18 protein-coding genes are annotated in these 17,716 nt (G+C 65.7%); 11 read left to right on the forward strand and 7 right to left on the reverse strand.

The genetic code is table 11. The features are described 5' to 3' along the window. Positions 1 to 308 precede the first annotated feature (308 nt). The 3 genes from VSR34_RS08860 to VSR34_RS08870 all read left to right on the forward strand — a co-directional run bounded on the left by VSR34_RS08860 (position 309) and on the right by VSR34_RS08870 (position 4,850). A complete protein-coding gene (locus VSR34_RS08860; RefSeq protein ID WP_028209832.1) occupies positions 309 to 2,396 on the forward strand; it encodes a carbon starvation CstA family protein in 2,088 nt (695 codons plus the stop codon). 30 nt (positions 2,397 to 2,426) lie between these two features. Beyond that, entirely contained in the window at positions 2,427 to 2,633 is a 207-nt protein-coding gene (locus VSR34_RS08865) for a YbdD/YjiX family protein (protein ID WP_028231294.1), read from the forward strand. 285 nt (positions 2,634 to 2,918) lie between these two features. Further along, positions 2,919 to 4,850, forward strand: a complete 1,932-nt coding sequence (locus tag VSR34_RS08870; protein ID WP_342962343.1) for an SMP-30/gluconolactonase/LRE family protein — start codon at positions 2,919 to 2,921, stop codon at positions 4,848 to 4,850. A 100-nt stretch (positions 4,851 to 4,950) separates the two neighbouring features. Here VSR34_RS08870 and hpnH read toward each other — a convergent pair whose 3' ends face one another. Together hpnH and ispH are read right to left on the reverse strand one after the other, a co-directional pair. Beyond that, positions 4,951 to 6,102 (reverse strand): adenosyl-hopene transferase HpnH, encoded by a 1,152-nt coding sequence (gene hpnH, locus VSR34_RS08875; RefSeq protein WP_028231296.1) that lies wholly within the window; start codon positions 6,100 to 6,102, stop codon positions 4,951 to 4,953. A 12-nt stretch (positions 6,103 to 6,114) separates the two neighbouring features. Continuing rightward, a complete protein-coding gene (ispH, locus tag VSR34_RS08880) occupies positions 6,115 to 7,059 on the reverse strand; it encodes a 4-hydroxy-3-methylbut-2-enyl diphosphate reductase (protein WP_028209828.1) in 945 nt (314 codons plus the stop codon). Between the two features lie 407 nt (positions 7,060 to 7,466). On the opposite strand from ispH, the gene hpnC reads away from it, so the two are divergent. The 4 genes from hpnC to VSR34_RS08900 all read left to right on the forward strand — a co-directional run bounded on the left by hpnC (position 7,467) and on the right by VSR34_RS08900 (position 10,300). After that, positions 7,467 to 8,336, forward strand: a complete 870-nt coding sequence (gene hpnC / locus VSR34_RS08885; protein WP_342962344.1) for a squalene synthase HpnC — start codon at positions 7,467 to 7,469, stop codon at positions 8,334 to 8,336. Continuing rightward, complete coding sequence (locus VSR34_RS08890; protein ID WP_028209826.1) at positions 8,333 to 9,511, forward strand: glycosyltransferase; 1,179 nt, start codon at positions 8,333 to 8,335, stop codon at positions 9,509 to 9,511. The genes hpnC and VSR34_RS08890 overlap by 4 nt, the downstream gene beginning before the upstream one ends. Positions 9,512 to 9,750: 239 nt before the next feature. Then, a complete protein-coding gene (locus VSR34_RS08895; RefSeq protein ID WP_161635532.1) occupies positions 9,751 to 10,077 on the forward strand; it encodes a type II toxin-antitoxin system Phd/YefM family antitoxin in 327 nt (108 codons plus the stop codon). After that, positions 10,040 to 10,300, forward strand: coding sequence for a type II toxin-antitoxin system RelE/ParE family toxin (locus VSR34_RS08900; protein ID WP_202905067.1), 261 nt, complete (start codon positions 10,040 to 10,042; stop codon positions 10,298 to 10,300). Before VSR34_RS08895 ends, VSR34_RS08900 begins: the two co-directional genes overlap by 38 nt. Positions 10,301 to 10,353: 53 nt before the next feature. Here the strand turns inward: VSR34_RS08900 and VSR34_RS08905 are convergent, their stop codons facing one another. Beyond that, positions 10,354 to 10,986 carry a hypothetical protein gene (locus VSR34_RS08905; protein WP_342962345.1) on the reverse strand — a complete coding sequence of 211 codons (633 nt, stop codon included), beginning with the start codon at positions 10,984 to 10,986 and terminating at the stop codon, positions 10,354 to 10,356. 108 nt (positions 10,987 to 11,094) lie between these two features. Next, complete coding sequence (hpnA, locus tag VSR34_RS08910; RefSeq protein WP_028209823.1) at positions 11,095 to 12,117, reverse strand: hopanoid-associated sugar epimerase; 1,023 nt, start codon at positions 12,115 to 12,117, stop codon at positions 11,095 to 11,097. 156 nt (positions 12,118 to 12,273) lie between these two features. Here hpnA and VSR34_RS08915 point away from each other — a divergent pair, with 156 nt between their 5' ends. Then, positions 12,274 to 12,570: an acylphosphatase gene (locus VSR34_RS08915; protein WP_028209822.1), complete on the forward strand. Its 297-nt coding sequence runs from the start codon at positions 12,274 to 12,276 to the stop codon at positions 12,568 to 12,570. A gap of 64 nt (positions 12,571 to 12,634) precedes the next feature. Here the strand turns inward: VSR34_RS08915 and egtD are convergent, their stop codons facing one another. Continuing rightward, on the reverse strand, positions 12,635 to 13,651 hold the full coding sequence (gene egtD, locus VSR34_RS08920) for an L-histidine N(alpha)-methyltransferase (protein ID WP_342962346.1): 1,017 nt from the start codon (positions 13,649 to 13,651) through the stop codon (positions 12,635 to 12,637). 445 nt (positions 13,652 to 14,096) lie between these two features. Between egtD and rarD the strand changes: the two genes are divergently transcribed. Further along, entirely contained in the window at positions 14,097 to 14,990 is an 894-nt protein-coding gene (gene rarD, locus VSR34_RS08925) for an EamA family transporter RarD (RefSeq protein ID WP_028231297.1), read from the forward strand. Between the two features lie 18 nt (positions 14,991 to 15,008). On the opposite strand, the gene VSR34_RS08930 is transcribed toward rarD, so the two are convergent. Further along, positions 15,009 to 15,557: an Mpo1-like protein gene (locus tag VSR34_RS08930; protein ID WP_028231298.1), complete on the reverse strand. Its 549-nt coding sequence runs from the start codon at positions 15,555 to 15,557 to the stop codon at positions 15,009 to 15,011. Between the two features lie 267 nt (positions 15,558 to 15,824). Between VSR34_RS08930 and VSR34_RS08935 the strand changes: the two genes are divergently transcribed. Beyond that, on the forward strand, positions 15,825 to 16,466 hold the full coding sequence (locus VSR34_RS08935) for an HAD family hydrolase (RefSeq protein WP_028231299.1): 642 nt from the start codon (positions 15,825 to 15,827) through the stop codon (positions 16,464 to 16,466). Between the two features lie 122 nt (positions 16,467 to 16,588). On the opposite strand, the gene VSR34_RS08940 is transcribed toward VSR34_RS08935, so the two are convergent. After that, positions 16,589 to 16,849: a hypothetical protein gene (locus VSR34_RS08940; RefSeq protein ID WP_028209818.1), complete on the reverse strand. Its 261-nt coding sequence runs from the start codon at positions 16,847 to 16,849 to the stop codon at positions 16,589 to 16,591. 457 nt (positions 16,850 to 17,306) lie between these two features. On the opposite strand from VSR34_RS08940, the gene VSR34_RS08945 reads away from it, so the two are divergent. Beyond that, positions 17,307 to 17,716 (forward strand): LysM peptidoglycan-binding domain-containing protein (locus VSR34_RS08945; protein ID WP_342962352.1); only part of this gene is annotated, 410 nt, incomplete at its 3' end.

The following is a 17,716-nucleotide window of genomic DNA, read 5'->3' on the forward strand; positions in this document are numbered from 1 at the left end:
TTCTGAAGCTGAATCTACAAGGATAACCGGGCGCGCGCGACAGGCGGCAATCCACGCTGCGTTCTGAGACGGGCCCCCCAGCCTGCGGCCTGCCACGCTGGTTGCGCGCGCAACGAAATTTGGCATCTGCTACGTAATACTACGTAGCGCACTTACGTAGTTGTCCGCTTGTGGCTTACGCTCTGAAAGCGAATACTACCGCCCACGACATGGCGCAATGCGCGTCGTGCGTGCGCCGGCGTGAACGGCGCGACGGAGCCCGGTTCCGCAACGGGGCGCAAAAGTAAAACCATAAACGGAGACACCGCATGAGTCGGACATCCAGTTTTGTCGTCTGGACGCTGGTCGCGCTGCTTGGCGCGTTCGCGTTCGGCACCATCGCGCTCGCGCACGGCGAGCGAATCAGCGCACTATGGATCGTGATCTGCGCCGTCTGCGTTTATCTGATCGCGTATCGCTTCTATAGCCGCTTCATCGCGAGCACCGTCCTGCAACTGGACGGCTTGCGCATGACGCCGGCCGTGCGCCACAACGACGGGCTCGACTACGTGCCCACCAACAAGTTCGTGCTGTTCGGCCACCACTTCGCGGCGATCGCGGGCGCGGGTCCGCTGGTCGGCCCGGTGCTGGCCGCGCAGATGGGCTACATGCCCGGCATGCTGTGGATTCTCGCGGGCGTGGTGTTCGCGGGCGCCGTGCAGGACTTCGTGGTGCTGTTCCTCTCCACGCGCCGCGACGGCCGCTCGCTCGGCGACCTCGTGAAGATGGAACTGGGCCCGGTGCCCGGCGTGATCGCGCTGTTCGGCACCTTCCTCATCATGATCATCATTCTCGCGGTGCTCGCGCTGATCGTGGTGAAGGCGCTCACGAACTCGCCGTGGGGCACGTTCACCGTGGCCGCGACGATTCCCATCGCGATCTTCATGGGCCTCTATGTGCGCTACATCCGCCCGGGCAAGATCGGCGAGATCTCGATCATCGGCTTCGTGCTGCTCATGGCGTCTATCGCCTTCGGCCAGCACGTGCACGATTCGCCCGCGCTTGCCGCGTGGTTCACGTTCACGGGCACGCAGCTCACGTGGATCCTGATCGGCTACGGCTTCGTCGCTTCGGTGCTGCCGGTGTGGCTGCTGCTCGCGCCGCGCGACTATCTCTCGACGTTCCTCAAGATCGGCACGATCCTCGCGCTCGCGATCGGCATTCTGATCGTCGCGCCGGAACTGAAGATGCCCGCGTTCACGCGGTTCATCGACGGCACGGGTCCGGTGTGGTCGGGCAACCTGTTCCCGTTCCTCTTCATCACGATCGCGTGCGGCTCGGTCTCGGGCTTCCATGCGCTGATCTCGTCGGGCACGACGCCCAAGCTGCTCGATAACGAAACCAACGCGCGCTTCATCGGTTATGGCGCGATGCTGATGGAATCGTTCGTCGCGATCATGGCGCTCGTGGCCGCCTCGGTGATCGAGCCGGGCGTGTACTTTGCGATGAACGCCCCGCTCGCCGTGCTCGGCACGACGCCGGACGCCGTCGCTCAAACCGTGGGCCACTGGGGCTTCATGCTCACGCCGGACATGCTCACGCATACCGCGCAGGCCGTGGGCGAGACGACCATCGTCGCGCGCGCGGGCGGCGCACCCACGCTGGCCGTGGGGATGGCGCAGATCCTGCACCAGGTGATCGGCGGCGAGGCGATGATGGCGTTCTGGTATCACTTCGCCATCCTGTTCGAAGCGCTCTTCATCCTGACCGCCGTCGATGCGGGCACGCGCGCGGGCCGCTTCATGCTGCAGGATCTGCTCGGCACGTTCCACCCGTCGCTCAAGCGCACGGAGTCGCTGCCGGCCAACCTGATCGCCACGGCGCTGTGCGTGGCCGCCTGGGGCTACTTCCTGTACCAGGGCGTGGTCGATCCGCTCGGCGGCATCAACACGCTGTGGCCGCTCTTCGGCATCTCGAACCAGATGCTCGCCGGTATCGCGCTGATGCTCGCCACCGTCGTGCTCTTCAAGATGAAGCGCGAGAAGTTCGCGTGGGTCACCGCCACGCCCACCGTGTGGCTCCTCATCTGCACGCTCACGGCGGGCTGGCAGAAAATTTTCGACAGCAACCCGAAGGTGAGCTTCGTCGCGCACGCCCAGAAGCTTTCGGCGGCAATCGCGGAAGGCAAGATCGTCGCGCCCGCCAAGTCGCTCGAGCAGATGCAGCGCATGGTCTTCAACGACTACGTGGATGCCGCGCTCTCGGGCCTCTTCATCTTCGTGGTGCTGAGCATCGTGGTGTATGGCCTGATCGCGATTGCGCGTGCACGCCGGATCGCCCGTCCGACCGCGCAGGAAACGCCGTACGAAGCGATGCCGGCTGGCGGCGCGGCCGTCATGAGCCAGCGCGTACACTGAACGCGCGCGAACCACTGAACGGAGCACATCATGTTCTCGGGACTTTGCGACAACGTGCAGACCGCCGGGCGCTATCTGGGTCAGGCCATGCGCCTGATGGTGGGTCTGCCCGACTACGAGGGCTATGTCGCGCATATGCGCGCGACGCATCCCGACCGCCCGCTGATGACGTACGAGCAGTTTTTCCGCGAGCGGCAAAACGCGCGGTATGGGGCGGGCGCGGGGAAGTGCTGCTGAGATTTCGCTGGGCGATTCGATGCAAGGCGCGACGGCAAAGGCCGTTGCGCTTTTTTTTTTCGCCTGTCATCGGCGCGGCCGCGGGTCGCCAGCAAAACGCGCTCAATTCTTGCGGCGCTACGCCGTTAACTTTTACAACGTTCCACACCTGTCCGACGCATGGCGCCGCGCACGGATCCGGTTCGTCCGGGACCGGACTGCGCGCTTGTTTCCGCTGGCGTCGTCGTTAGCGACACCGCACCTTGAACACTCGTACCGTAAGGTATGCGAAACAACTGACATCTCATGATCCTTCATCGAATTGGTGTCGCATGGCTGGCGGCAACCCTCACGGCCACGATTGCGCCGCTTTGCGAAGCGCAATACTCCACCGACTGGATCGCGAATACCTATGGCACCAACGCGACTCGCGTGGGCAATGCGGCCCGCTCGATGTGGGTCGCGCCCGAAGGCGTGATCTACACGGCGTCGATGTGGGATGAAAACGAAGGTGGCGTTGCCCTCTACCAGAACGGCCAGAGCCTCGGCTCGATCGGCGGGCACGGCGACTTCCAGGGCGGTGCGATCACGGGCAACGCGACTTCTCTGTTCGTCGCGATGCAGTACAACGCCGCGTATGGCAGCGGCAGTGTCGGACGCTACAACCGTGCCAGCGGCGCACGCGATCTGCTGATCGCCGTGAGCGCCGATACGACCGAAAAACTCGCCGATGTCGTCACCGGACTCGCCACATCCGGCGCGCTGCTCTACGCAAGCGATTTCCCCGGCAACCGCGTGCGCGTGTACACCACGGATGGCGTCTGGCAACGCGACATCGGCGTGGCCGGCCCGGGCGCGCTGGCCGTGGACGCGAGCGGCAACCTCTGGGTCGCGCAGAAAAACGCGGGCGCCGTGCTCCAGTTCGGCCCCGGCGGGCAGCTTCTCAACACCATCCAGCTGGGATCCAGTGCCCGGCCGTCGTCGCTGTACTTCGATTCGCAAAGCCTGCAATTGATGATCGGGGACTCGGGTCCCGACATGAACATCAAGAACTACAGCGTGGCGAGCACACCGTACTTCGCCGGCACGTTCGGCGTGAGGGGCGGCTATCTGGATACGACGTCCGGCATCAAGGGGCAGGTCGGCGACAAGCGCTTTACGCGCGTGACCGGTATCGGCAAGGACTCGTCGGGCACGCTGTACGTGCTCAACAATCCGTGGGGCGGCTCGCGGGACCTCGGCCGCAACGGCGGCACCGACATCCAGGCATACGACGGCACCGGCACGCTGCGCTGGAAGCTCCAGGCGGTGAACTTCGAAGGCAACGCGACGCCGGACCCCGCCACCGACGGCGCGATGTTCTACGGCGGCACGAACCTCTATTCGGGCACGGCCGGCGGCACCTTCGTCGCCAACACCATCGATCCCATCACGTACCCGTCCGATCCGCGCATCAATCTCGCTGACATCTCGCGCGGCGAGCATTTCGCGCAGGTCGCGAGCGTGAGCGGACAGCGTATTCTCGTGGCCGCGGGCCAGAATCCCGATACCTTCTACTTCTTCCACTTCAACGCGGCGAGCGGATATATCGCCATTCCCGATTACACGCTGCCGGGTTCGGCGTTCAACACCACGGCGCCGGCGCGCAACGGCTTTTGCCTCGACAGCAAGGGTGATCTCTGGGTGGGCCTCGACAAGACGAACGCCATTACCCACTACCCGCTGACCGGCTTCGATGCAAGCGGCAAGCCGCTCTGGAGCGCGGCGCTCACCACGCCGGTTCCAGCCACGATCTCGCGCCTCACGCGCATCGTCTATCTGCCCGAAAGCGACACGATGATCCTCACGGGAGAAGACGCGAGCATCACCGACTGGACGGCGGTCGGCACACGCGTGGAGGTCTATCACGGCTGGCTCGCCGGCAATACGGGCGCGCCGGGCCCGGTGATCACCCTCACGAGTGCGAATCCCAAATCGATTGCGGCCGCCGGCAATTATCTGTTCGTGGGCTACGTGCACACCGTGCCGAACATCGACGCGTTCAACCTTACGACCGGCGCGATCGATACGACGTTCGTCAACAGCAGCCCGAATACGGTGTACGTGGGCAACGACGTTGATTCGATGTACGGCCTGCGCGCGTTTCTGCGCTCGACTGGCGAGTATGTGGTGACGAAGGACAACTACAACGGCGCGAGCGCGGTGGTGTATCGGTGGACGCCGGCGGCGGGGCATTGAACGGCGCGCGCCGCTCGACGCCTCACCGAAAAAGACAAAGGGCGCAACGGCCAGAACCGTTGCGCCCTTTTCGCATGTCCGCTTTGCAGCGCAAGCCGCTTCAGCTTGCCGCGACCGTAGCCGGCTTCCTGGTCTTGGCCGCGTTCTTGATCTCTTCGAGCTTGATCTCGACGTGGCGCGAGAACACGTATTCAGCCGGACGCGCACCTTCGAGCGGGATGTCCTTGACGAACGCGCCTTCGGTCTTCGGACCGCTCACCGCGACCTTCAGCGCCTTCAGCGGATGGGCGACGGTGTCGAGCACGGCAGTGGCTTCGAAGCCGCAGTGGACCATGCAGTTCGCGCACTTCTCATACTTGCCCGTACCGTACTTGTCCCACTCGGTCGTCTCCATCAGCTCCTTGAAGGTCTTCACGTAGCCTTCGCCGACCAGGTAGCAGGGCTTTTGCCAGCCGAACACGGTGCGTGCCGGGTTGCCCCACGGCGTGCACTGATAGGTCTGGTTGCCCGCGAGGAAGTCGAGGAACAGGCTCGACTGGCTGAACGACCACTTCTTGCCGTTGTTGCCGCGCTTGAAGATCTCGCGGAACAGGTTCTTGGTCTTGTCGCGGTTCAGGAAGTGCTGCTGGTCCGGCGCGCGCTCGTACGCGTAGCCCGGCGATACCGTGATGCCGTCGACGCCGATCTCTCCGACCGTGTCGAAGAACTTCGCCACGCGCTCGGGCACGGCGTCGTTGAACAGCGTGCAGTTGATGTTCACGCGGAAGCCGCGGCGCTTGGCTTCCTTGATGGCCGCGACGGCCTTGTCGTACACGCCTTCCTGCGAGACCGAGTGATCGTGCGCTTCGCGGTCGCCGTCGAGGTGCACCGACCAGACGAAATACGGGTTCGGCTCGTAGTCGTCCATCTTCTTTTCCATGAGCAGCGCGTTCGTGCAGAGATACACGAACTTCTTGCGCGCCATGATGCCCTTCACGATCTGCGGCATTTCCTTGTGCAGCAGCGGCTCGCCGCCTGCGATGGAAACGACCGGCGCGCCGCATTCGTCCACGGCTTCGAGGCATTCTTCCAGCGACAGACGCTGATTCAGGATGGGATCCGGATAGTCGATCTTGCCGCAGCCATTGCAGGCGAGATTGCAGCGGAACAGCGGCTCGAGCATGAGCGCGAGCGGATAGCGCTTGTTGCCGCTGAAATGTTGGCGAAAGATGTACGAGCCAACGCGGACTTTCTGTAGCAGCGGAATAGACAAGACGTGTCCTCCTTAAACTTCGCGCGCGACGAGCGGTTGCAAGAGCTTCGCCGGCAGCTTGAATTCGACTTTTTCTTCACGGCCCGCCATCGTCGACACCTCGACAGGCCCCAACGCGCGCAGCGCGTCAATGACGTTCTCCACCATCTCTTCGGGCGCCGATGCGCCGGCCGTGATGCCGACCGTTTGCACATTGGCGAACCACTCGGGCTTCACTTCCGACCCGTCGGCGACGAGGTAGCTCGGCACACCCGTTTCGCTGCCGATCTCGCGCAGACGATTCGAGTTCGAACTGTTCGTCGCGCCCACGACGAGCAGCACGTCCACCTGATCCGACAGTTCGCGCACCGCTGCCTGGCGGTTCTGCGTCGCGTAGCAGATGTCGCGCGTATCCGGGCCGACGATGTCGGTGAACCGCGCGAGCAGCGCGTCGATGATGCCGCGCGTGTCGTCCACCGAAAGGGTGGTTTGCGTCACGTAGGCGAGCGGCGCATCGAGCGGCAGATCGAGCTTCGAAACATCGGCCTCGCTCTGCACGAGCAGCACGGTGCCGGGAATCTGGCCGATCGTGCCTTCCACTTCAGGGTGACCGGCGTGACCGATCAGGATCAGTGTGCGGCCCGCCGCAACGTACTGGCGGCCCTGCACGTGAACCTTCGTGACGAGCGGGCACGTGGCGTCGAGCACGTCGAGGTCGCGTTCCTCGGCGGCGCGTTCCACGGTCTTCGCCACGCCGTGGGCACTGAAAATCGCCACGGCGCCTTGCGGCACTTCGTCGAGCTCTTCCACGAAACGCGCGCCCTTGTTGCGCAGGTTTTCGACCACGTGACGGTTGTGGACGATTTCATGGCGCACATAGACGGGCGCGCCGTGCTTCTGCAGTGCGCGATCGACGATTTCGATGGCGCGGACAACCCCCGCACAAAAGCCGCGGGGTTGGGCAAGGATCACTCGCATAAGGTGGCGAACTCCGACTGCCGCAAAAGGCGAGCGAATCGGTAAAGATGACCTGATCGCCGGCGGCTGTCTAATTATTAAGATGCAAGAATCCGTCAAACGGTGACGGAAGAAAAAACCAGACGCGCATTTTAACCCCTCCGCCTTTCCTTTGCTGTATAGACCCCTCACGGGTGCAGCGTGCGCGCGACGGCCGCCCAGGCGCGGCGACAGGCTTCGCCAAAAAGGCCCCGCGACATTGCGCCCCGCACGCTGCGCGCAAGCCCACGGGGCGCGGTGGCGATCGATACCACGGAGCGCGAGTGCGGCTCTTGCGCAGTGCAGCATGCGCCGGGAACCCTTAAAATAACGCGTCCCGTGGCCCGCCGGCTGGCGCCGCAGGATACGACCCCATTCTGGACGCCCTGATGCAACCCGACCACTACGACGATTTTCCGGTAGCGCGCGTATTGCTGCCGAAGGCGCTGCGCGCGCCTGTCGGCGTGATCTACCGCGTCGCGCGCACGCTCGACGACATCGCGGACGAGGGCGACTGGAGCCCCGAGGAGCGCCACGCGCGCCTCGCCGATTTCCGGGAAGGCCTGAACGCCGTTGCCGAAGCACGTCCGGCGGGCGTGCACCCCATGCTGTTCGCCAGGCTTGCGGACGTGGTGCGCGAATGCCACCTGCCGCTGGCGCCGTTTTACGATCTCGTCGCGGCGTTCGATCAGGATATCGACACCACGCGCTATGCCGACCGATCCGGGCTGCTCGATTATTGCCGGCGCTCGGCAAACCCCGTCGGCCGCCTCATGCTGCACCTGATTCACGAGGCGACGCCCGAAAATCTTGCCGATTCCGACGCGATCTGCACGGCCTTGCAACTCATCACCTTCTTGCAGGACGTGGGTGCAGACTGGCGACGCGGCCGCATTTACCTGCCGCTCGCCGACCTGCAGCGCCACGGCGTGACGGAGCCGCAGATCGCCGCGGGCGTCGTGGACGACGCCTGGCGCGGACTCATGGCGAATGAGATTGCGCACGCCAGGGCGCTGATGGTGAGCGGCGCGCCGCTCGCGCTGCGCGTGCCGGGGCGCTGCGGTCTCGAACTGTGCAGCGTGGTCCATGGCGGCCTGCGCATGCTCGAGGTCATCGAGCGCAACGATTACGATGTGTTCCGCGCGCGGCCCGTGCTGCGCGCCCCCGACTGGGCCGTGCTGCTGCTGCGCACGGCGGCCATGTGGGTGTCGCGCCGCGTGGGCGTGCGCGCACCCGCGATCGAGAGCAATAACGCATGACTACCACCATTCTGTTTGCCGTCTCCTGCCTCTCGCTGCTGATCTGGCTCGTCCTGCTGTTCGGGCGCGGCGGCTTCTGGCGCGCGCGCCCGGCCGAGCCGCTGCCCCTCGTCGAGCCGGCGGCCGGCTGGCCGGCCGTGTGCGCCGTGGTCCCGGCGCGCAACGAGGCCGACGCGATCGGCGAGGCCGTCAGCTCGCTGCTCCAGCAGGACTACGGCGGCGAATTTCACGTGATCGTGATCGACGATCACAGCACCGACGGCACCGCCGAAGCCGCCCGCGCCGCCGCGCTCGCGCTGCAGTGCCCGGAAAAGCTCAGCGTGATCACGGCGAGACCTTTGCCGCCGGGCTGGTCGGGCAAGGTCTGGGCGCAGTCGCAAGGCATCGAGGCCGTGCGCACGCTCAAGCTTCCCGCCGACTACCTGCTGCTCACCGACGCCGACATCGGCCACCCGCCCGAGGCCGTCGCGCAACTCGTCGTGCGTGCGCAGGCGGAGGGCCGCGATCTCGTCTCGCTGATGGTGCGTCTGCGCTGCGATTCGTTCTGGGAAAAGGCGCTGATTCCGGCGTTCGTGTTCTTCTTCGCGAAGCTCTACCCGTTTTCCCGGGTCAACAATCCGAAGAACCGCACGGCGGCCGCGGCCGGCGGCTGCATGCTGGTGCGCCGCGTGGCGCTCGAAGAGGCAGGCGGCATCGAGTCGATCCGCGCCGAACTGATCGACGATTGCAGCCTGGCCGCGCGCATCAAGCATCGCGGCGAAGGTCGCCACCCGATCCGGCTCGACGTCGCCGCGAAGAGCGTATCGCTGCGCCCATACGACTCGTGGAAAGACATCTGGAACATGATCGCGCGCACGGCGTTCACGCAGCTGCACTACTCGGCGTGGCAACTCGCGGGCACGATCGTCGGCATGACGGTGATCTATCTCGCGCCGCCCGTGGTGGCGCTCGTGCTCGGGCCGAAGGGCTGGCCCGCGTGGATCGCCTGGGCGCTGATGTGCTGCGCCTACTCGCCCATGCTCGCCTACTACCGGCGCTCGCCGCTATGGGCGCCGTTCCTGCCGCTGGTCGCTCTGTTCTACGTGGGCGCGACGTTCGCCTCGGCGTGGCGTTTCTGGCGCGGCAAGGGCGGACAGTGGAAGGCGCGTGTGCAGGCGCCGGTGCAGGGGCGCTGATCTCCGTCAATGCGGTCCAAAGTGATCACTTTGGACCGCATTGACTTTTATGGCTTCTTTGGTCTACTCTGTTTTGCGCCCTGGCATCTCGGGCCTTGGCCGGCGCCGCCCGGCAAATCCTTGCGCGAGATCCAGTGGCACTCCCTGAATTCGCGCAGTCGCTCGATTTGCCGATAAATTAGCCGGACCCAGGGCGAGGAGCGGTAAGCGCGATGATTTTTCCCCTGAGAGAGGCAGCTATGAACAGCAACACCCTCGTAACTTACAGTGCGAGGGACGCCAAGACCCGTTTCGGCGAAGTTCTGGACGAGGCCCTGGGCCGCCCGGTAGGCATCACGAGGCACGAGCGGCTGACGGCTTACGTGGTTTCGAAGCGCGACTTCGAAAGCCTGCGTGCGCGTGTCCAGGAACTGGAGGAAAAGCTTTGGCTGATCGAGGCCGAAGTCGCCCGCAAGGAAGGTTTTGCGAGCAATGACGAGGTTGCGACGTTCCTGCGCGATGCCAGGAACCCGGTGAATGAACCTAAGGATGACGAAGCAGGCGCTGAAGGCCTGTCAAAGCCTTGACGCGAAGCAGTACCGCCAGGTCGTTACGGCGATTCTTGCGCTTTTGAGTAACCCCGAACCGCACGACAGTCAGCCATTGCGTGGCGCTACTCGGGGTGAACGCAGGCTCGATGCTGGCGAATATCGTGTGATCTATGCGATTGCGGGCGAAACGGTCGAGGTGCTCGTCGTGGGCAAACGCAACGGCGACGAAGTCTACAAGATCTGGCAACGCATGGCTTAATCGCAAAAAAGGGCGCCCCGGCGCCCTTTCTTCTTGTGCTATCCGCTCGCGCGTTAGCGCTGCGTGAGCATCATGTACATCTGCACGACGATATCGGGCGAGAACGTGAACGGCACCCAGCCGTGGCCCGTGTGGCGCAGCACCAGCAGCCGGTCGCCGTTGGACTGCTTCTGTACGGCCATCATGGGATTCTTCGTCGATGCGAAACGCCAGCCGGGCGGAATGCCGGGCGGCGGTTCCGGTTGCATCGAGGCGCGCGCGTTCGACAGCTCCTCGATCATCTGACCGACTTGCAGCGCGTTGAGCGTCACGGTCTGGCCGCCGATCGTCAGCGTGATTTCGTTCTGGGACGGGCGCGCGACGAGCAGCTCCGGCTGCGCGCCGGCGGGACGTGCCGTGTCGGCTGCGGGTTCGGCGGGTTCTACTGCAGCTTCGGTCACGGTTGCGTTTGCAGTTTCTACGGCTTGCGCTGGCGTGGCGCCTTCGGCGCAGGCATTGCCCGCGTCGGCGATATCCACGGCTTCGGCTTGCGCGGCGGCGTGCGCCGCTTCGCCGGTTGCAGCGGAGGATTCGTGGCGGGAAGCGGCTGCGGCGCGTTCATCGGCACGCGGTGCATGCACGGCGGCGGCCTGAAGGAGCTGATCGATGCCCGCTTCGAGCACGCCAATCTGGTCTTGAAGATTCATGCGGGCTTCTCAGGTAAGACCCGCGATTTTACCCATAGCGCGCACGCATTGCCCTTCCGGCGTTGTACGCATGTTGCAAGAAAAGTTGTAACAATTTCCTCGCCGCGCTCATTTGCCGTCCAGATAGCCCGCCTCCCGGAACCACGCGAGCGCATCCTTCAAGCCTTCACGATACGGCCGCGCGTGATACCCCAGCTCGCGCTCCGCTTTCGCCGACGTGAAATACATCTTGTTTTTCGACATCTTCAGCGCATCGACGGTCACGAACGGCTCGCGCTTCGTGAAGCGCGCCACGGCTTCCGCGCCCATCGCGAGCGGGTACAGGGGCCAGCGCGGCAGCGCGATCGTGGGCGGCTTGCGGCCCACCATGCCGGCGATGTCGGCGAGCATCTGCTGCAGCGGGAGATTCTCGCCGCCGAGGATGTAGCGCTCGCCGATGCGCCCGCGCTCCAGCGCAAGGAAGTGCCCGTTGGCCACGTCGTCCACGTGCACGAGGTTCAGGCCCGTGTCGACGAACGCGGGAATCTTCCCCGTCGCCGCCTCGACGATGATGCGGCCCGTGGGCGTCGGCTTCACGTCGCGCGGGCCGATCGGCGTGGACGGATTGACGATCACGGCGGGCAGCCCGTCGCGCTCGATCATGCGCTCCACGGCGCGTTCGGAGAGCACCTTGCTGCGCTTGTACACGCCGATCGCCTGCTCGGCCGTGAGCGGCGAAGTCTCGTCGGCGGAGTTGCCCGAACTCGTGACCTTGAGCGTCGCCACGCTGCTCGTGTAGACGATGCGCTCCACGCCCGTGTCGAGCGCCGCGCGCATGGTCGCTTCGGCGCCTTCGAGATTGGCGCGCTCGATTTCGTGCGGATCGGGCGCCCACAGGCGGTAGTCGGCGGCCACGTGGAAAAGGTAGCGGACGCCGTCGAGCGCGCGGCGCATCGAGGCGGCGTCGCGCATGTCGCCGGTGACGATCTCGGCGTCGAGCGCTTCGAGGTTCTTGCGCGGGCTCGTCGCGCGCACCAGCACGCGCACGGCGTAGCCCTTTTCCTGCGCGATGCGGGCGACGGCCGAGCCGACGAAACCGGACGCCCCGGTGATCAGCACGAGATCCCGGTTGGCTCGGGAGGTGTCAGTCATTGTGTGTTCGCTTTCGGGTTCGACGGCCGGCGCGAAGTGCGCCGCGCCGCTAAGGTGGCACGGATTGTACGTGGCGCGGGCCCGGCGCGGGTGCGCGTTGGCGTCTACAATGCCGACCGTAACGAATGCACGGGCATGGGAACAGGAGATTCAGCAATGAGCGAACCGGATCTGGATGCGCGCCTCGAAACGTACTACGTGCGCGTGCGCGGGACGGTGCAGGGCGTGGGTTTTCGGCATGCGACGGTGCGCCAGGCGCACGCGTTGCGCATTCGCGGCTACGTCGCGAACATGGAAGACGGGTCTGTGGAAGCCGTGATCCAGGGCACGGCGAACCAGGTGGACCGCATGCTCTCGTGGCTGCGCCACGGGCCACCGGCTGCCCGCGTGAGTTCGGTGGAGAGCGAGGAGCGCGCGACGGAAAAGCGTTACGAACGCTTCGAGCAGCACTGAATTTGCCCGATAAAGAGCGGTGCGCCTTGCGAAAGGCGCACCGCTCTTTCGTTTCACATTCCCTTCACTTCACTGCGAGCAGGCTCTCTGCGAATCCCCACTCCTTCCCGATCCACTGGCGCGCGCACTGGAAGCCTGCGTCGGCGGCGATCGACGGGATTTCGTCGGCGTGGTACTTGTGGCTGCTCTCGGTCCAGATCGTCTCGCCCGCGCCGATCTCGACGGCGAGATTCGCCGCGTGCACGTGGGCGCGCACCGCGCGCTTCGCGCGCAGATGCATTTCGACGCTGCGCACGTCGGGATTGAAGCGCGCGACATGTTCGAAGTCGTGCAGGTCGAAGTCGGCGTCGAGCTCGCGGTTGATGCGCGCAAGCAGGTTCAGGTTGAACGCGGCCGTGGCGCCGATGGCGTCGTCGTACGCGGCGATCAGCGTGTCGACGGGCTTCACGAGGTCCGTGCCGAGCAGCAGCGAGTCGCCGGGACGCAGCATCGCGCGGATATCACGCAGGAAGCGCGTGGCCGCGAGGCGCGCGAAGTTCCCGATCGTGCTGCCGAGAAAGAGCACGAACAGCTGCTCGCCGTTCTTGCGCTTGCGGCTCACTTCGGCAAGGCCCGCGAGATAGTCGCGCTCATAGCCGACGATGGAAATGCGCTCGATGTCGGCCAGTTCGCGCCGGCACAACTGCAGCGCGGTGCGTGAGATCTCGATCGGACAGTACGAGGTGGGGCGCTTGCGGCACAGCGCTTCGAGAATGCGGCGCGTCTTGCGGCCGCTGCCGCTGCCAAGCTCGGCGACGGTGACGTCGCGGGGCAGTGCCTCGACGATCTCGGCCGCGTAGCGCGTGAGCAGACGCTCCTCGGCGCGCGTGACGCCGTATTCAGGCAGCACGGTGATCACCTCGAAGAGGGCGGAGCCCACTTCGTCATACAGATATTTCGACGGCAGTTCCTTTTGCGGCGAGCGCGTCAGGCCCGCGCGCACTTCGGCGGCGAATTCACTGGCGGCGGGAGAAAGGGCGAGTGATCGGTCGAATGCACGGGCGGGGTCGGCAACGGCGGGGCGGGGCGCAGAAAATGTCATGCGGGGCTCCAGGGGCGTTGGACTTCGGGACGGCGTCGCGATCGCGGCGGCCGGCGGGAAAGCCGCGCGCTCGCATGCGCATGGGCGCGGCTTCGGTGGAAAGGATCCCGCTTTTTGCGATGGATTCCAGCCGATTACTGCATGGGCGGGCTGGCGCAGCGAGACTTACGTTCTAGTCCATCGTGGTGCGGTCTGCAGGACTAATTTGTTCGGCTGCGGCGAAGCACCGGGAGCGCACACCGCGTGCCCGCCTTGCCCGGCAACGGTTTGCTGCGCCTCGCCCTGCCCAAACGCGACTAGAATGCGGTCTCGCCGGCGCGTTAGCCGGCTCGTGCCTTATTCAATACCCAATTCAAATGACAACGTTTTTACCCGCGCTGGCGCAATGCGCGCGCCGCGCCGTTCCCGAACGCTCCCTTTCCGTTTGCCATAACCGCGCATGCCGATGAACCCGTACGAACCCGGGCGCGGCATCGGCCTTTCCGTGGGCGCTTCGGCGCTGTTCGCGCTGATGTCGGCCTATACGCTGCTGCTTGCGCCGCTCGGCGGCCTCGATATTTTCGCGTGGCGTGTGATCTGGACTGCGCCCGGGGCGCTGGCCCTGCTGGTGCTGCGCAAGCGTGCGCCGCAGCTGCGCGCGCTCATCGCCCGCATGGTGCGCGAACCGCGCACCATGCTCGCGCTGGCGGCGAGCGCCGCGCTGCTCGGCTCGCAGCTGTGGGTGTTCCTGTGGGCGCCGCTGCATGGCCGCATGCTGGAGGTGTCGCTGGGCTACTTCCTGCTGCCGCTCGTCATGGTGCTGGTGGGCCGCTTTTACTATCACGAGCGTCTCGAGCCGCTGCAAGGGTTCGCGGTGGCATGCGCGGCCATGGGAGTGGCGCACGAACTGTGGGCGACGCACGCGTTTTCGTGGCCCACGCTGCTCGTCGCGCTGGGCTACCCGCCGTATTTCGTCCTGCGCCGCAAGATCCACGCGGACTCGCTCGTCACCTTTGCCGTGGAGATGGTGCTGCTGGTGCCCGCCGCGGTGATCCAGGTGCGCGCGGGCGGCTCGCTCGCGCTGCTCGACGCGCACCGCTTCCTCGCCTTCGTGCTGCTGCCGGGGCTGGGCGTGCTGAGCACAGTGGCGCTCGCGTCGTACCTCAAGGCGAGCCGCCTGCTGCCGATGGCGCTGTTCGGCATCCTCGGCTATGTCGAGCCGGTGCTGCTGGTGATCGTTTCGGTGACGCTGCTGGGCGAGCATCTCGGCCTTCGCCAGCTCGCGACCTATGTGCCGATCTGGCTCGCCGTCGCGCTCACGGCGGTGCATGCGGCGCGGCTCGTGCGCTTTGAGCGCTGAGGGTCGCGCAACCCCCCTTTACTGCCGCGCTTCGCGCCCGCGCGGCGGATTGATGCGCGTAGGCCCCACCCTGGCCTCGATCGCCGAGCGCAATTCGGGGCGCCAGCCGATGCTGAACAATGCTTCGGCGAGCACGAAGAGCGGTCCGATCATGAGGCCGATGAGATCGTCGACGAAAGCGGGCTTGCGATGCTCCCACGCGATATGCCCGACGAACTGAAAGATCCACCCGAAGACGAACAGCGCCACGCCGCCGCCCAGCCACGCGGCCGTGCCTAGCTGCGCGAGCCACGCGCCGAAAGCCACGCACGCGGCGCAGACGACCGCCATCATGAGGCCGAGCGGCACGTCGAGAACGAGGTAGTAGATCGTCGAGGCGCCGAAGAGCAGCCATGCCGGCGAGACCGGGACCGGCAGTCCGGCCGCGCCAGGGGCGATGGCCGGGCGCGAAAGCAGCACGGCCAGCGCGAGCACGATGAGCGGAATGCCGATGAAATGTGTGCCGATGTTGCGCGTATCGCGGTGATAGGCCGCGTACTGCGTGAGTTGTTCGGTCAGGCTTCTCATGGATGTCTCTCCGGCTCCAAAATTATTATGATCGTCGGGCTGACCGGCGCGAACTCGCAATCCTTCGCTTGGCCGATGCGACATGCACCGGTCGATTCAGGTACGGCGATTCGTCTGGCATGTGAATACATATTGACCGATTGAGTCAATAGCGCAAGATGCGCGTCCCCTTACGTTGCAGCCGCCTTGCGTTTGCGTCGACAATGACGCCGGTTTGCCGCGCCTCGCCGCGTCGCTTTTCTCTTCCACGTTTGCTCGTCACGCTACATGAATGACCGCGTCGTCGCCGCCTTCGACTTTGACGGCACCATCACCACGTCCGACAGTTTTCGAGCCTTCGTGCTCGACGCCGCGGGGCCGGCCCGCTTCGCCGCGGCCGCGCTGCGCTGCCTGCCCTGGCTCATCGGCGTCCCGCTCGGCTGGTCGCCGCGCGGGCCGACCAAGGCGCGCTTCCTCTACGCCGCGATGGGACCGGTGCGGCACGAGGCGCTCGAAGCCGCCGCGCGGCGCTTCGTCGAGCGCCGCCTGGGCGCGCTGCTGCGCCCCGAGATGCTGGCGCGCCTGGCCGAGCACCAGGCGCTCGGGCATGAAGTGGTGCTGGTGAGCGCGTCGCCCTCGATTTATCTGCGTATGTGGGCGCAGACGGTCGGCATCGGCACTGTGCTATCGAGCGAGCTTCAATGGCGCGATGGGGTCTACACCGGCCATCTCGCGGGCGAGAACTGCTGGGGCCCGGAGAAGGTCGCGCGGCTGCGCGCCTGGTGGGGCGCTCGCGCGCCCACCACGCTCTACGCTTACGGCGACAGCCGCGGCGACCGCGAAATGGCAAGCCTTGCGCAGCACGCATGGATACGCGGCGAGTCGGCGCTGCCGCCGCTCGCGGCGCCCGGCGGCTTCGGCGCGGTGTAGTCAGTTCGATGCCCTGCGCAGCGAGGGCATCGACGGTGAGTGATGGCGGCCGAAGATGCCCGAACGAGAGTAGCCTTGCCGTTCCAGTCGACCCAGGGGATCAACCTCCGCGTGCACGTTTTTCAGTTGAACGGATTGTCGACGACGCCCGGCTTCTGGTCGGGCTCGTCGGCGACTTTCGCGGGCAGCTGCGGGTCCGTCTGCAGCTTCTTCACGACGTCGTCGAGCGCCGCCTTCAGCGCCAGCGCGGCGGCGAGCCCGCGCTTGTCGCGCGTGAGTTCGAGTGTGCCGGCGAGCGTCACGCGTGTTGTGCCGTTCGTGAGCGTGAGCGCGTCGCCCTGCACGTTCAGGACGTCGTCGTCGTTTGCGAATGCGTCGAACACCTTTTGATCCTCCTATGCGTTACGGCGGCCATGCGCCTGAGGCTCCATCGCACTCCTGGCCGATGGAGGACCCGCTGGCGCCTGCGATCCTGCGGCCCGCATTATAGAAAGCCGCTCGCCATACGGGCTACCCGGTTCGTCGATTCCCGCACGCGACTTCATCTTTTCCGCAGCAATTTGCGGGTGTTCTGTCATGCCAGTGACAAAGCCTGAGACCCGCATGCGTCGCACGCTGATACAGGTCAACTCGCACGCGCTAAACCACGGCTTCCCCAGGCAAACCAACGATGATGACGCACTTGCGCCCACCGGCGCGGACGGTTTTTATCATTGCGGGAGAGTCATCGATGGGAATTCTGGATAAGGTAGCCGAAATCGCCGGCGCGCTCGCGGCGCTGGCGCAGGGAACGTTGAACGGGACGGACACGGCGTCTGACGCCGATCCGCGGGCTTGACGATGCGCGGCCAGCATCGTGGGGCAGCGAGGCACGCCCCGGCCCCGCGTGTCGCGCTCGGCGCGGCGCTTGCCTTCACATTTGTGTTCGCCTTGGGCGCCTGCACGATTACGCCATGGAATGCCACCGAGAGCGCCGACGGGGAGACGGTGGAGGACGCCGGCGTGAGCGCCACTGCGGTGCCGCCGCAGGTCATTGACGCATCGACGTTGCCCGCCACCGGAGCGGGGGCCAAAACCGCATCCGGCTTCTACCGCGTGAAGCCCGGCGACACGCTCGATGGCGTCGCGAAAGCCCACAGGCAACGGCGCGCCGACCTCCTCAGCTGGAACAAGCTTCCCGCCGACGGAAAGATCCGGGTGGGTCAGCTCCTGCGCATCGCGCCTCCCGCGGCGACCGGCGGCGTGCCGTC

The organism is Paraburkholderia sp. JHI2823, from assembly GCF_038900695.1.
In the GTDB taxonomy this organism is placed as follows: Bacteria; Pseudomonadota; Gammaproteobacteria; order Burkholderiales; family Burkholderiaceae; genus Paraburkholderia; species Paraburkholderia mimosarum.